The following is a 14,981-nucleotide window of genomic DNA, read 5'->3' as shown; positions in this document are numbered from 1 at the left end:
GACTTCCTTGGAATCGTCACCACGCATTGTCATTATCGGAGCCGGCATCGTCGGCACCAACCTCGCGGATGAACTCGTCACGCGCGGCTGGAACAACATCACCGTCCTGGACCAGGGACCCCTCAACATGCCCGGCGGCTCCACCTCCCACGCCCCGGGACTGGTCTTCCAGACCAACCCCTCCAAGTCCATGGCGCTGTTCGCCAAGTACACCGTGGAGAAACTGCTGTCCCTCACCGAAGACGGCGTCAGCTGCTTCAACCAGGTGGGCGGCCTGGAGGTTGCCACCACCGAGACCCGCCTCGCGGACCTGAAGCGCAAGCTCGGCTATGCGCAGGCATGGGGCATCGAAGGCTCCATTCTTTCCCCGGCAGAATGCAAGGAGCTTTACCCGCTCATCAACGATGAGGACATCCTGGGCGGCCTGCACGTCCCGAGCGACGGCCTGGCCAGCGCGGCGCGGGCGGTGCAGCTGCTGATCAAGCGCACCGAAGCGGCCGGCGTCAAGTACTTGGGCAACACCACTGTGACCGGCATCGAACAGTCCGGCAGGCAGGTCACCGGCGTCCAGACGCCCGACGGCGTGATCCCGGCAGACATCGTGGTCTCCTGCGCCGGCTTCTGGGGTGCAAAGGTGGGCGAGCTGATCGGCATGTCCGTGCCGCTGCTGCCCCTGGCCCACCAGTACGTCAAGACCACCCCGGTTCCGGCACAGCAGGGCAAGAACGAACTGCCCAACGGCGCCCGGCTGCCCATCCTCCGGCACCAGGACCAGGACCTCTACTACCGCGAACACGGCGACCGCTACGGCATCGGCTCCTACGCCCACAAGCCCATGCCCGTGGACCTGGACGAACTCGGCAGCTTCAAGCCGCATGAGATCAGCGAGCACAACATGCCGTCCCGGCTGGACTTCACCCTCGAGGACTTCCTCCCCGCGTGGGAAGCCACCAAGCAGATCCTGCCCGCCCTGCGCGAAAGCGAGATCGAGGACGGCTTCAACGGCATCTTCTCCTTCACCCCCGACGGCGGATCCCTCGTTGGCGAGTCCAGGGAACTCGACGGCTTCTTCGTGGCCGAAGCCGTCTGGGTCACCCACTCCGCCGGCATCGCGCGCGCTGTGGCCGAACTCCTGGTGGACGGCAAGTCCTCCATCGACCTGGGCGACTGCGACATCCACCGCTTCGAGGACGTGCAGCTGACCCCCGAATACGTCAGCGAAACCTCGCAGCAGAACTTCGTGGAGATCTACGACGTCCTGCACCCGCTGCAGCCCAAGCTCTCCCCGCGCAACCTGCGCGTCAGCCCCTTCCATGCCAGGCACAAGCAGCTGGGCGGCTACTTCCTGGAAGGCGGCGGCTGGGAACGGCCTTACTGGTTCGAGGCCAACGCCGAGCTCCTCAAGGAGATGCCCGCTGACTGGCAGCCGCCGGCCCGTGATTCCTGGTCCGGCATGTTCAGCTCGCCTATTGCCGCGGCCGAGGCATGGAAGACGCGCACCGCCGTCGCCATGTACGACATGACCCCGCTCAAGCGCCTCGAAATCTCCGGACCGGGCGCCCTGAAGCTGCTGCAGGAACTGACCACCGCGGAAATGAACAAGAAGCCCGGAGCCGTCACCTACACGTTGCTCCTGGACGAGCAGGGCGGGGTTCGCAGTGACATCACCGTGGCCCGCCTCAGCGAGGACACCTTCCAGCTCGGTGCCAACGGCAACATCGACACCGCCTACTTTGAACGCGCAGCCCGCCACCAGACCGAAAGCGGAACCGCCAACGACTGGGTCCAGGTCCGCGACACCACCGGCGGCACCTGCTGCATCGGCCTGTGGGGCCCGCTCGCCCGCGACCTCGTCAGCACCGTCAGCAGTGATGACTTCTCCAACGATGGCCTGAAATACTTCCGCGCCAAGAAGGTGGTCCTCGGCGGCGTCCCCGTTACCGCCATGCGCCTGTCCTACGTCGGTGAGCTGGGCTGGGAACTGTACACCAGCGCCGACAACGGACAGCGGCTCTGGGATGCCCTGTGGAAGGCCGGCCAGCCGTTTGGCGTCATCGCTGCCGGGCGGGCCGCGTTCAGCTCGCTCCGCCTGGAAAAGGGCTACCGCTCCTGGGGCACGGACATGACCACCGAGCACGACCCCTTCGAGGCCGGCCTGGGCTTCGCGGTGAAGATGGCCAAGGACAACTTCGTCGGCAAGGCGGCCCTGGAAGGCCGCACGGAGGAGAACTCCGCGCGGCGCCTGCGCTGCCTCACGGTCGACGACGGCCGCAGCCTGGTGCTCGGCAAGGAACCGGTGTTCTACAAGGACCAGGCAGTTGGCTACGTGACCAGCGCCGCCTACGGCTACACGGTCAGGAAACCGATCGCCTATTCCTACCTGCCCGCCGAAGTTTCGATCGGCGACTCCGTGGAGATCGAGTACTTCGGACGCCGGATCGTTGCCACGGTGACCCAGGACCCGCTGTACGACCCCACCATGACCCGGCTCCGCGGGTAGTGCCATGATCAGCTCAGAGACAGTCAGCAGCTACCTCACGCGCCTGGCCGCAAAACAGCCCACGCCGGGCGGCGGTGCAGCCGCTGCCCTGCATGCGGCCCAGGGTGCAGCCCTGGTGGCCATGGTGGCGCGTTACACCACAGGCGCCAGGTACGAACAGCACGCACCCCAGGTGCAGCGCATTACCCAGGCAGCAGACAATCTCATTACCGAGGCACTGCGCCTGGCCGACGCGGACGAACAGGCCTTCCAGGCAGTCATCGACTCCTACAGGCTGCCGTCCGACACGGATGAGTCCAAGGCCGCGCGCGCGGCCGGGATCCAGTCGGCACTCATCCAGGCTGCACAGACACCCGCCCAGCTCATCAAGGTCTCAGGCGACATCGTGGACCTCGCCACGGAGCTGTTCGACGTGGCCAACGCGAACGTCATCAGCGACGTGGCAGCGGCTGCCGATGCCGCCCGCGCAGCTGCCGCCACCGCGCGCGTCAACATCGACATCAACGTCGTGGCGGTCAAGGACCCGGAGGCACGTGCGCTGCTTGCCCGGCAGACGGACGGTATTGAGGAAAAGGTAGTCCTGGCGGCTGAGGCCCTCTCGGCCCGCGTGCGGGAAAGGATCCTTGGTTGAGCACCGCAGTACTTTCCGGAAAGCCTTTGGCCGGTTTGTTCCACAAGGAAGTGCAGGAGCAGGTCCGGTCGCTTGAACTGGACGGCGTCCGCCCGGTCGTGGCGGTGGTCATGGCGACCGCCGATGAGTCAACGCACTGGTACGTCCGCTCCATCGAGCGGGCAGCGGAGCGGGCAGGAGTGGGTTGCCGGATCATCGACCTGGGCCATGACGCAACGGAACCGGTGCTGGCCAGCGTCCTGCGGGACCTGAGCGCCCAACCGTCCGTGAACGGCATCATCCTGCAAACTCCACTGCCACCCGGTGTCCGGACGGACAACCTGGTGGGCCTTATAGCCCCGGAAAAGGACATTGACGGCGCAAATCCGTTGAGCCTGGGTCGCCTTGCCGTGGGGCAGCCGGCCTTTGCGCCCGCCACCGCGCGCTCCGTCGTCGAAATCCTGGATCATTACCAGGTTCCCCTGGCGGGCAAGGGCGTGGTGGTCGTGGGCCGGTCCGCCGTGGTGGGCAAGCCACTGTCCCTCCTGCTGCTGGCACGCGATGCCGCCGTGACGGTCTGCCATTCCAGGTCGGGCCCTCTTGAGCGCTACACGAAGGATGCCGACGTCGTGGTGGTCGCCGCCGGACGCGCCGGCCTGCTGACCGGTAGCCATGTCTCCTCCCGGACGGTAGTGGTCGACGTCGGCACGAACGTCCTTCCCGACGGCTCGCTGGTGGGTGACGTGGACGAAGCCGGCGTCACCGGGACGGCAGCGGCGCTCACCCCGGTTCCCGGCGGCGTGGGCTCAGTGACCACGGCATTGCTGCTGCTTCACACCGTGGAGGCTGCACGCAGGCAAGTGTCTTCCCTGCCGCTGGCGGCCGGGCCCCTGGAGTCCCAGGTCCTGGAAGCCGCGGGCTAGGAAAAGCACAGCGTTAGCAACGGGCGTCCCGTTTTCCGTGAAAGGTGCTTCGATGGGCCTAAGACCTGGGGAGGTATTCCTCATCGAAGCACCGTTTTCGGAAAACGGGACCCCGCAACCGGCATGGTGCCGGTGACTTAAAAAGGAGGGGCCCCGGATGCCTGCCAATGGATTGACAGCCACCGTTTCCAGGAGCACGGCTGCGCCGGGTCCCGTCCCGGAACGCGGGTGCATACCGTGGTCCGAAGCGCGCCATGTGGCCTTCGGTTCCGCCGGTCCGCTCCCGCCCGTGGCAGTCCCGCTCGCTGAAGCCAATGGACGCACGCTGAGCCGGGATGTCACCGCCCTCCAGGACCTCCCGCATTATGCCTCGTCCGCCATGGACGGTTGGGCCGTGAACGGGCCTGGTCCATGGCTGCTGGCCGGAGCCGGCCAGCACGCCTCCCCGGTGCCTGCAGGCAACAGATTCCTGCCTGCAAACAGTGCCGCCGTGATTGCCACCGGCGGCCTGGTACCGCACGGTGCCGATGCCGTCCTGCGGAAGGAAAGCGGCCTGGCCGTGCGGGACCCCAACGGCAACCACATCCTGGCGCTGCGTGCCGATGCGAAGCCCGGTGAGCCGTGCAGCGGCCAACACATCCGCCCTGCCGGGCAGGAAGCCCGGTCAGGGGACGTACTCATCCCTGCCGGCACCGTCCTTAATCCCGCGCACGTGGCCCTGGCTGCGGCGGCAGGGCACGACACCGTCCAGGTCCGCGCCCGGCCCGCTGCCGCCGTCGTACTCACCGGCGCCGAAGTGGTGACGCAGGGAATTCCGGGCCCGGGACAGGTCCGGGACACCTTTGGCCCGCAGCTCGGACACGTGGTTTCCCTGCTCGGCGGTGTTGCGGACAGCCCGCAAAGAATCGGTGACTCTTTCAGCGATTGGCTGGCTGCCCTGGAGAACCCGGTGATGCCCCATGGCGGGCACGCAGACGTGCTCATCACCACCGGCGGCACCGGAAAATCCGGCACCGACCATTTCCGTGCCGCCGTCGACGCCATGGGCGGGCAGTTGCTGGTGGACGGCATCGCGATGCGTCCCGGGCACCCGGCAGTGCTCGCCGCGCTTCCCGGCGGCCGGCTCGTCATTGGCCTGCCCGGCAATCCCCTGGCGGCCATGATGGCCCTCCTCACCCTGGGCGCACCGCTGATGGCCTCGCTTGGGGGCGCGCAGCTGCCTCCGTTGCAGCTCGTGATGTCCGGCTGCGACCTCGAGGGCGATCCGGGAAGGACACGCCTGGTCCCCTGCCGGTTCCTGTCCGGCCTTGCGTTCCCAGTCCAGCACACCGGGCCCGGCATGATGCGCGGGCTTGCCTGGGCGGACGCGGTCATGGCCGTTCCACCCCAGGGTGTAGATTCCGGGGGACCCGTTCCCGTGCTCCCGCTTCCGTGGGCAGCACCAGCTCCCAGCGGTCAGGGCCTTTGGCGTGACCCGGAGTCCCCAGCAGGAGCGCCTACACACTTTGCCTTTAGGGGGTCACACTCTTGACATTGAATGTGAGCTAGCGCACGATTTTGTTGCATACAGCGAAGGTTGTTGATCATCACGGAACGAGGCACGCCCGGATACGCTCCTCCCGTCCCCCGGCTCCACCCGTGATGACTTTGGGGAACAGACGAACGAATTCATGATGGCCGATCCGAAAGGGGCCCTGGCCCGTGCATCGGCCGCACAACGCTGCCAGTATCCATGCGGCAGCGCCAGATCACCAAAGGAAACTGTCTATGACTATCAGGGATGGCAGCACCATCGATCAAAGCAGCGCGGGGCGCCGGAACCGGGGAACGACGCCGAAGCCTGTCCGTGGGTCCAGGAAACAGCGCTCTGGCACCTTCAGCGGTTTGCGCTGAAGCCGGAAGGGAACGAATCTCAATGATCAATCCAACCAAGACGACGGCCCCCGTCGACACCTCCTCATCAAAAGAGACCAGCTCCAAGTTCAAGCGCCGCTTCATGATGCGGCTTGTAGCGGTCTTCATAGGCGGGATGTTCCTCGACGGTTACATCCTCGGAATCATCGGCCCGGTCACCGGATCCATGCGGTCAGATCTCCAGCTCGACGCACTATCGCTGGGCATGATCGCTGCAGGCCCGCTGGCTGGTATCTTCATCGGCTCCCCGCTGGCTGGCTGGGCTACTGACAAGTTCGGACGCAAGCCAATGTTCCTGGTGGACATGGGCCTGTTCCTGGTCGCCTCAGGAGCCCAATTCTTCGTAACCTCTGGAGACGGCGCCGTGATCCAGCTGGCCATCATCCGATTCATGATGGGCGTCGCGATCGGCGGCGAGTACTCAATCGGTGGGCCACTGCTGTCAGAGTTCTCCCCACCCAAGCTCCGCGGGCGGTTGCTCGGGCTGACCCTGATCGCCTGGTACGTCGGTTTCATGATGGCATTCATCATCGGCACGCTCCTGCACGACGCCGGCACCCCATGGCGCCTAGTACTCGGCACGAGCACGATACTGGCATTCGTTCTGTTCCTCGCCCGCATGGGCCTCCCCGAATCGCCGAGCTGGCTCATTACTAAGGGACGGCACAAGGAAGCACTCGAGATCGCACACCGATATGTCGAATCGCCGCAGATGCACGACAGCATAACCGGAGAGATGGATCTGAGGATGCTCCAGGAGGCCCAAGCCGCGGAGAGTGGGACCAAAATCAAGAACGCCTCCTTCGGAATGCTGTTCTCGAGGCAGTACTGGCGCGCCACTGTCTTCACTGCAGGTTTTTGGTTCTGCGCGGTCACTCCGTACTTCGCGATCGCGACCTTCGCCGACGAGGTACTCAACCAATTCGGCTTCGGCGGCGGCTGGGCCGGTGGAGTCGGCCTGTCCGCACTTGCAGTCGCGGGCGTTGTCACCAGCGTACTTCTGATTGACAAGCTCGGCCGCCGAATCCTCACTGTGCCCGGGCAGTGGCTCTGCGCGGGCATCCTGCTGGTCATCGGAGTATGGGGGAACGCACCAGCGATCCTCGTGCTCGTCCTGTTTCTCGCCTTCTCCTACTTCAATGCCGGCTACACCACGATGACCCAGGTCTATCCGGCCGAGGTATTCCCCGGCCACCTGCGCGGCGTCGGTATGGGCTTCGCCGCGTCCTTCAGCCGGATTGGAGCCGCACTCGGCACCTTCGCCCTGCCATGGGCGATCGCCAACATCGGCATGGGCGCAACCATGGTCGTAGCCGCCGCCGTCGCATTACTCGGCGCAGTCCTCTCGCAATGGCTCGCGCCTGAGACGAAAGGGCGCACCCTCGCCGAGATTTCAGCAGACTTCTCCCACTGACACCGGGACCGCACGGACACACGCCGCCGGATAACCGGAGCTGCACCAAAGAGGCCTTCGCCGCACCAGCGGCGGGGGCCTCTTTGCCGCCTGTGATCACAGCACCGCCCATCCCCGCAACAAAGCAGGAAACCCTTGACATCCTATGTGAGCTGAGACACCCTGTTGCATATAGTGATGCGCGTTGCTCATAGCGAAGCGAACTCCATCACCCCGGCCAGGCGGATTTCAGCACCAACCAGGAGAACCAAGAATTATGAGCGCATCACCCCGCGTCGTCATCATCGGAGCCGGCATCGTCGGCACCAACCTCGCCGACGAGCTGGCAAGCCGCGGCTGGAACGACATCACCGTCGTCGAGCAGGGCCCGCTGGAGCTCGCAGGCGGCTCCACGTCGCACGCCCCTGGCCTCGTGTTCCAGAACAACCCGTCCAGGACCATGACGGAATTCGCAACCTACACCGTTAACAAGCTGCTCGCCCTGACCAAGGACGGCCAGTCCTGCTTCAACCAAGTGGGCGGCTTGGAACTGGCAACCACCCCAGAGCGCCTGGCCGACCTCAAGCGCAAGATGGGCCTGATGACCTCCTGGGGCGTCGAAAGCCGGATCGTGGACGCCGACGAATGCGAAAAGATCTACCCGCTGCTGAACACCGGCAAGCTTACCGGCGGCCGCGAGGTCCTGGGCGGCCTGCTTATCCCCACCGACGGTATCGCCCTGGCGGCCCGGGCCGTGCAGCTGCTGATCGAGCGGACGCGCGAACTCGGTGTCACCTACCTCGGCTCCACCACCGTCACCGGCATCGCACGGGAGGGCAGCAAGGTCACCGGCGTCGAGACCTCCTCCGGTGTGATCCCAGCCGACATCGTGGTGTCCTGCGCAGGGTTCTGGGGCCGTGAGCTCGGCCGGATGGTGGGCCTGGAGGTGCCGCTGCTGCCGCTGGCCCACCAGTACGTGGTCACCACGCCCCTTGCCGAACTTGAGGGCGTCAACGAGCTTCCGAAGGGTGCCAGCAAGCCGATTCTGCGCTACCAGGACAAGGACCTGTACTACCGCGAGTGGGGCGACCGCATTGGCATCGGCAGCTACGCCCACCGTCCCATGCCCGTGGACATGGCTGCACTGCCCAAGGTCCCGGCCGGGGAGATGTCCGACCACCGCATGCCCTCCCGCCTGGACTTCACCCTTGAAGACTTCGTGCCCGCGTGGGAGGACAGCCAGGACCTGCTGCCGGCACTGCGCAGCACCGGAATCCAGGACGGCTTCAACGGCATCTTCTCGTTCACCCCTGACGGCGGCCCGCTCATGGGCGAGGCGCCGGACCTCGACGGCTTCTTCGTGGCCGAGGCAGTGTGGGTCACGCACTCGGCCGGCGTCGCCAAGGCCATGGCCGAACTGCTCGTCGACGGCCAGCCGCAGACCGACCTGCACGGCTGCGAGCTGACACGCTTCGAGAAGGTGCAGACCTCCGACGCGTACGTCAGCGAGACGTCGCAGCAGAACTTCGTGGAGATCTACGACGTCCTGCACCCGCTGCAGCCCCGCGAATCCCCGCGCGACCTGCGCGTCAGCCCGTTCAACGTCCGCCAGAAGGAACTCGGGGCCTTCTTCCTGGAGTCCGCCGCCTGGGAGCGCCCGCACTGGTTCGAAGCCAACCGCGGACTCCTGGCCGAACTGCCGGAAGAATGGCGGGCTCCTGGGCGCGACGAATGGTCCGCCATGTTCCACTCCCCCATTTCCGCCGCCGAAGCGTGGAAGACGCGCACCGCCGTCGGACTTTTCGACATGACGCCGCTGAAGCGCCTCTCCGTCGCCGGCCCCGGCGCCCAAGCACTGCTGCACCGCCTGAGCACGGGCAATATCGCCAAAAAGCCGGGTGCCGTGACGTACTGCCTGCTGCTGGCGGACGACGGCGGCATCCGCAGTGACGTGACCGTCGCCAGGCTCGCCGAGGAGGAGTTCCAGCTGGGCGTCAACAGCAACGTTGACTTCGACTACCTCCGGGTGGAGGCCCGGAAGCAGTCGGCCGCTGATCCTGCCCAGTGGGTCCACGTCACCGACATCACGGGCAGCACCTGCTGCATCGGGCTCTGGGGCCCGCTGGCCCGCGAGGTCATCGGCAAGGTCAGCGGGGACGACCTCAGCAACGACGGCCTCAAGTACTTCCGCACCAAGGAAATCTCCGTTGGGGGCATCCCCGTTACGGCCATGCGGCTCTCCTACGTGGGCGAGCTCGGCTGGGAGCTCTACACCACGGCCGAATATGGGCTGAAGCTCTGGGACCTGCTGTTCGAGGCGGGCCAGGAGCACGGCATCGTCGCCGCCGGCCGCGGTGCCTTCAACAGCATGCGCCTTGAGAAGGGCTACCGGCTGTGGGGCACGGACATGACGTCCGAGCACCACCCCTACCAGGCCGGCCTTGGCTTCTCCGTGGCCAAGGACAAGACGGGCTTTGTTGGTGCCGAGGCCCTGGCGTCGCTCCGCGAACAGCCGGCGGCCAAGACACTGCGCTGCCTGACGGTCGACGACGGCACGTCCGTGGTGCTGGGCAAGGAACCGGTGTTTGTGGCTGGGGAAGCCGTTGGGTACGTCACGAGCGCGGCGTACGGCTTCACCATCCGCAAGCCCATCGCCTACGCCTGGCTGCCCTCGTCAGTGTCCGAAGGGGACGCCGTGGAGATCGAGTACTTCGGCCGGCGGGTGGCCGCCACCGTCACTGCGGAGCCGCTCTTTGACCCGGGCATGGAACGCCTCCGCGGCTGACCAGCCCCGCCCAAAGGGTGGGTGGACCTGCTTGAGACCGGCAGGACCACCCACCCTTTTTGGTGCCTCGGGGAGGGCACTGATTCGCGCGGCAAAACCGTGTCGTAGACTCACCGGAGCAACAACAAATTTGAGGGAACAGGTGTTTGGGGGAACAGCGTGCTGACCAGGGTGTGGCCAGATGACATTCTGGCGTCACTGCCGTGATTCAGCAGCGCCCGGGCCGCCGCCCTTGGACGTTCGCCGCGGTCTGCGTGATGGTGACCTCGCTGACGCTCCTGTTGTTCGGCCCGTCCCTGGGTCCTCCCGCTCGCCGTCGACATACGCGGGAGGGGCAGCGACGGCAGGACTCATGATTGCGTACTGGGCCTGGCGCCTCCCCCGCCGTTCCCGCCGGGTGCAGCGCCATGACGGAGCCGTCGTTTAGCTCCGATCTCCCCTGCCGGTGAAAGGTCCGGCCGCTCCTCTTAATGTCAGACCCTCCCCCGATGATTAGTTCATGGGGAAAGCAGCGGTGGCCAAGGCATATGCGGATATCCGTGGTGCCCTTGCTGTGCTTCATGCCGAGGTGGAGGGGCACGGTCCCGAGCCGTTCTCGCCGGCTGATCCCTTGGCGGGGCTCGCCGATGGTTGCCTTGATATTCTTGCCGGGGCCCGTCAAGTGGAGGCAGGGTTCGCGGCGTTAAAGGCGAAGGCCGCGGTGACGTACTCGGACAGCGCCCATCGTGTTGCCGGGCCGGATGCTTCGGTGCAGGCGCAGGAGATGGCTGTCGCGGCTGAGGTCGGGTGTGTGCTGTCTCTGGGGCCGCGGGCCGCGTCGTCGTTCCTGGCCGCCTCCCACGCCCTGGCCACCACGCTGCCCCGGACGCTGTCGGCACTGGAAGCCGGGGACCTGTCGTGGCAGCATGCCCTGGCCATGGTTGACGAGACGGCCAGCCTTGATGCCGCCGGTGCCGCCGCACTGGAAGGGCATTTCCTGGACCCGGGCGCCCCGGACCCGGCACGGGGCTGCCCGGCCGGGCAGATGCCCGCGCACCGGTTCAGGGCCAAGGCAAGGATTTGGCGGGAACGCCACCATGCCGAGAGCATCGGAAAACGCCACGCTAAGTCCGTGGCGGATCGGCGGGTGGAGTTCCGGCCGGACCAGGACGGCATGGCCTGGCTCTCCGCACACCTGCCCGCCCACCAAGCCTTGGCCGGCTGGAACCGGCTCACCGCCCTCGCCCGGAGCATGCAGGGCCCCGACGAGCCCCGCAGCATGCCCCAGCTCCGGGCCGACACCTTCGCCGACGCGATTCTGGGCAGCGGCACCGCAACCGGGGATGTTGAAGTCGGTGAAGCAGCACATGTCCCATCGCCACGGATCCAAGCGCAGGTGCTGGTCACCGTCCCGGTGTCCTCGCTGATGGGATTGACCGATGAACCAGCCATGCTCGACGGCTACGGGCCCATCCCGCCGTCCATGGCCAGGCAACTCGTCGCCAACGGCGCCAGCTCGTTCTACCGGGTGTTGGTGGATCCGCGGGACGGGGCGCCGCTGGAGATCGGGCGGACCAGCTACAGGGTCACGGGCGCGATGCGGGCCTGGCTGCGGCTGCGGGACGGAAAATGCCCGTTCCCCGGTTGCAGCAACAATTCACTCGACAACGACGCCGACCACATCCTCGCCTGGAACAACGGCGGCACCACCGGGATCTCCAACCTGGGACAACCCTGCCGAAAACACCACAAACTCCGGCACAGCACCGGCTGGACACCCACCCCGGCCACCAGGAACGAACCACCCGGCTGGACCTCACCCACCGGCCGCCATTACACGTCCGAACACCAGGATTGGGAACCACCATGGTGGCCCCAGTGGTTCAAACGGATAGTGGGACCCCCCGGAAGGTCACTCGGCGGCCCACCGGACCTTGCGTTCATTCCGCTGTCCCCGGGAGAAGAAGCCTTGGAACGGTTCCTCCACGCCCCCGTATGAGGACTGCTGCACCCCGGTCTGTTTTGGACGTGCCCCACGGTTCTACTGGGCGGACTGTATGCCGGGAGCATGGCCGGAACGCGGCCCACGTTTACCCCTTGCCGCCGTTATGACCCAAGTGTTTGGCTGTTGGCATGGCTGATGAAGAGGTATCCAAGAACGTTCCTTCCGACGAGCACCTGCGGCAGGATGTCGCACCCGGGTCGGAGGGGGAAGCCCAGGACCCACAGGACGGGCAGTTTGCCCCCGGTCAAACGAACGCCGGCCAGCAGGTGTCGGGGCTTGCCTCGGCCAGCGGTTATGGCAAGGACCTGGATCCGGAGGCCGAGCCCCACGGAAACAACCCTGTTTAGGCCGTAAACGACGGAAGAGCGCCCCCGCCTCCCCGCTGTTATCCAGCCGGGGACGCAGGGGCGCTCTGTCGCGCCATCTACACGCTGGCCTGCAGCAATCCTGCCTCTTCGGCCACCGCGTCCTCGCCCTTGTGGGGTTCGAAGCGGACGAACATGGCCTTGAAGCCGGGGGTGTTGGAGATGCGGGCCACGTTCTCCTTGTGGACCAGGGCGTTGGCCTCGGGGAAGTACGCCGCGGCGCAGCCCTTGGCAGTCGGGTAGGCCACCAACCGGAACTTGTCCGCGCGGCGGTCCACGCCCTGGAAGGTGCTGACTACGTCCACGAGCTCCCGGTCCTGGAAGCCGGATTCGGCAAGGTCCTCGGGGTGGATGAGGATCACGCGGCGGCCGCCGGAGATGCCGCGGTAGCGGTCATCCAGGCCGTAGAACGTGGTGTTGTACTGGTCGTGGCTGCGGATGGTCTGCAGGACCAGGTGCCCCGGCGGCGGGGTGAGGTATTCCAGCGGGCTGACGGTGAACCGGCCGCGGCCGATGTCGGTGGCGAAGGAGCGGGTGTCGCGGGGCGCGTTGGGCAGCACGAAGCCGTTCTTGGTCCGGACCCGGGCGTTGAAATCCTCGAAGCCGGGCAGCACGCGGGCAATGTGGTCGCGGATCACGTCGTAGTCCTCGGCCATGGCCTTCCAGTTGACGGGGTGGTCCGGGCCGAAGGTCGCCTCGGCCATCCGCGCCACGATGACGGGCTCGGCGAGCAGGTGTTCGGAGACGGGGGTCAGGCGGCCCTGGGTGGAGTGGACCACGGACATGGAGTCCTCCACCGACAGGAACTGTGCGCCGTTGGGGTGCTTGTCGTCCTTGTCGGTGCGGCCGAGGGTGGGCAGGATCAGCGACGTGCGGCCGTGCACGATGTGGGAGCGGTTGGGTTTGGTACTGATGTGCACGGTCAGGCCGATCCGCTGCATTCCGGCTTCCAGGGCCTCGGTGTCCGAGCAGGCGAGCGAGAAGTTGCCGCCCATCGAGACGAACACGTCCACCTCGTCGCGCTCGAACGCCTCCATGGATTCCACGGCGTCGTAGCCGTGGTGCCGGGGGGAGGTGATTCCAAACTCGCTGTCCAGGGCCTGCAAAAGCCATTCCTTGGGTTTCTCCCAGATGCCCATGGTCCTGTCGCCCTGGACGTTGGAGTGCCCGCGGACGGGGCAGGCGCCGGCGCCGGGTTTGCCGAAGTTGCCCTGCAGCAGCAGCACGTTGACCATCTCCTTGATGGTGTCCACCGAGTGTGGCTGCTGCGTCACACCCAGCGCCCAGCAGAAGATGGACGCCTTGGACGCCACCAGCATCGACGCCACTTTCTCGATCTGCCCACGGGACAGGCCGGTGGCCCGCTCGGTCTCGTCCCAGTCCAGAGTCCGGCGGGCTTCACGGTAGGCGTCGAATCCGTCCGTCTGCGCGGCGATGAAGGAATGGTCGACGACGGTGCCCGGGTTGGCTTCTTCAGCCGCCAGGAGCAGGTGGCCGAGCGCCTGGAACAGCGCCAGGTCCCCGCCCACCTTGATCTGCAGGTATTCGTCCGCGAGCGGGGTGCCGCCGCCCACCACGCCGGAGACGGTCTGCGGGTCCTTGAAGTTGAACAGGCCCGCCTCTGGCAGCGGGTTCACGGCCACCACCTTGCCGCCTTTGTCCTTGCATTCCTTCAGCGCGGACAGCATGCGGGGGTGGTTGGTGCCCGGGTTCTGGCCGACGACGAAGATCAGTTCGGCGTCGTGGATGTCGTCCAGGGACACCGTGCCCTTGCCGATGCCGATGGTCGGGTTCAGCGCCGAGCCGGAAGACTCGTGGCACATGTTGGAGCAGTCGGGCAGGTTATTCGTCCCGATGGACCGGGCGAACAACTGGTAGAGGAAGGCTGTCTCGTTCGCGGTGCGTCCGGAGGTGTAGAAGACGCAGCGGTCCGGGGTGCTGGCCCGGATGTTCTCCCCGATCAGCTCGAACGCGTCATTCCAGGAGATGGGCGAGTAGTGCGTCTCGCCCTCCCGGATCACCACCGGTTCGGAAAGCCGGCCCTGGTTGCCCAGCCAGTACTCGGTCTTGGTGGACAGCTCGGCAATGGAGTGCTTGGCCCAGAACTCCGCACCTACGGTGCGCAGGGTGTTCTCCTCGGCCACCGCCTTGGCGCCGTTCTCGCAGAACTCGGCCGTCTTGCGCTTCTTGTCCGATTCCGGCCACGCGCAGCCCGGGCAGTCGAAGCCGCCACGCTGGTTCAACCGCAGCAGTGACTGCGCCGTGCGGGCCACCCCTGCCTGGGCGACTGCACGCTCCAGGGCAACCATGACGGCCTTGACGCCGGCGGCCTCGGTCTTGGGCTTGTGGACCTCAAGGTTGTCCTCATTGATGTCCGCGACGGGGGCGGGCTGCTTACCGAACTTCATCGTTCCAACTTCCTTACCGGCCTGTGTTGTTCGAAGGCGAGTGTTGTTCGAAGGCGAGTGGTGTTCGAGGGCCAGTGAAAAGCGCGCCGGGCCTCCCGG

9 protein-coding genes are annotated in these 14,981 nt (G+C 66.4%); 8 read left to right on the top strand and 1 reads right to left on the bottom strand.

The window, feature by feature from the left end; translation table 11 throughout:
- Positions 1-7 precede the first annotated feature (7 nt).
- The 8 genes from FB478_RS08315 (at position 8) to FB478_RS08280 (ending at position 12,456) form a co-directional block, all read left to right on the top strand.
- Positions 8-2,500, top strand: a complete 2,493-nt coding sequence (locus FB478_RS08315; RefSeq protein WP_144600172.1) for an FAD-dependent oxidoreductase — start codon at positions 8-10, stop codon at positions 2,498-2,500.
- 4 nt (positions 2,501-2,504) lie between these two features.
- A complete protein-coding gene (locus FB478_RS08310; RefSeq protein WP_134165081.1) occupies positions 2,505-3,131 on the top strand; it encodes a cyclodeaminase/cyclohydrolase family protein in 627 nt (208 codons plus the stop codon).
- Entirely contained in the window at positions 3,128-4,033 is a 906-nt protein-coding gene (locus tag FB478_RS08305) for a bifunctional 5,10-methylenetetrahydrofolate dehydrogenase/5,10-methenyltetrahydrofolate cyclohydrolase (RefSeq protein WP_144600171.1), read from the top strand. The genes FB478_RS08310 and FB478_RS08305 overlap by 4 nt, the downstream gene beginning before the upstream one ends.
- Before the next feature lie 157 nt (positions 4,034-4,190).
- Complete coding sequence (locus FB478_RS08300) at positions 4,191-5,564, top strand: molybdopterin molybdotransferase MoeA (protein ID WP_261377366.1); 1,374 nt, start codon at positions 4,191-4,193, stop codon at positions 5,562-5,564.
- 384 nt (positions 5,565-5,948) lie between these two features.
- Complete coding sequence (locus FB478_RS08295; protein WP_018771783.1) at positions 5,949-7,361, top strand: MFS transporter; 1,413 nt, start codon at positions 5,949-5,951, stop codon at positions 7,359-7,361.
- A gap of 256 nt (positions 7,362-7,617) precedes the next feature.
- Complete coding sequence (locus FB478_RS08290; RefSeq protein WP_134165079.1) at positions 7,618-10,125, top strand: FAD-dependent oxidoreductase; 2,508 nt, start codon at positions 7,618-7,620, stop codon at positions 10,123-10,125.
- 499 nt (positions 10,126-10,624) lie between these two features.
- The gene (locus FB478_RS08285) at positions 10,625-12,103 is read left to right on the top strand and encodes an HNH endonuclease signature motif containing protein (RefSeq protein ID WP_144600170.1); all 1,479 of its coding nucleotides are present in this window, start codon (positions 10,625-10,627) and stop codon (positions 12,101-12,103) included.
- Positions 12,104-12,237: 134 nt separating this feature from the next.
- A complete protein-coding gene (locus FB478_RS08280) occupies positions 12,238-12,456 on the top strand; it encodes a hypothetical protein (protein WP_056391747.1) in 219 nt (72 codons plus the stop codon).
- A 77-nt stretch (positions 12,457-12,533) separates the two neighbouring features.
- Here FB478_RS08280 and FB478_RS08275 read toward each other — a convergent pair whose 3' ends face one another.
- Positions 12,534-14,882, bottom strand: a complete 2,349-nt coding sequence (locus tag FB478_RS08275; protein ID WP_144600169.1) for an FdhF/YdeP family oxidoreductase — start codon at positions 14,880-14,882, stop codon at positions 12,534-12,536.
- Between the last annotated feature and the right edge of the window lie 99 nt (positions 14,883-14,981).

The organism is Arthrobacter sp. AG367 (assembly GCF_007828995.1).
In the GTDB taxonomy this organism is placed as follows: domain Bacteria; phylum Actinomycetota; class Actinomycetes; order Actinomycetales; family Micrococcaceae; genus Arthrobacter.
Note: the sequence above shows the minus strand (reverse complement) of the source record. Positions and strands in the feature narration are given on the sequence as shown.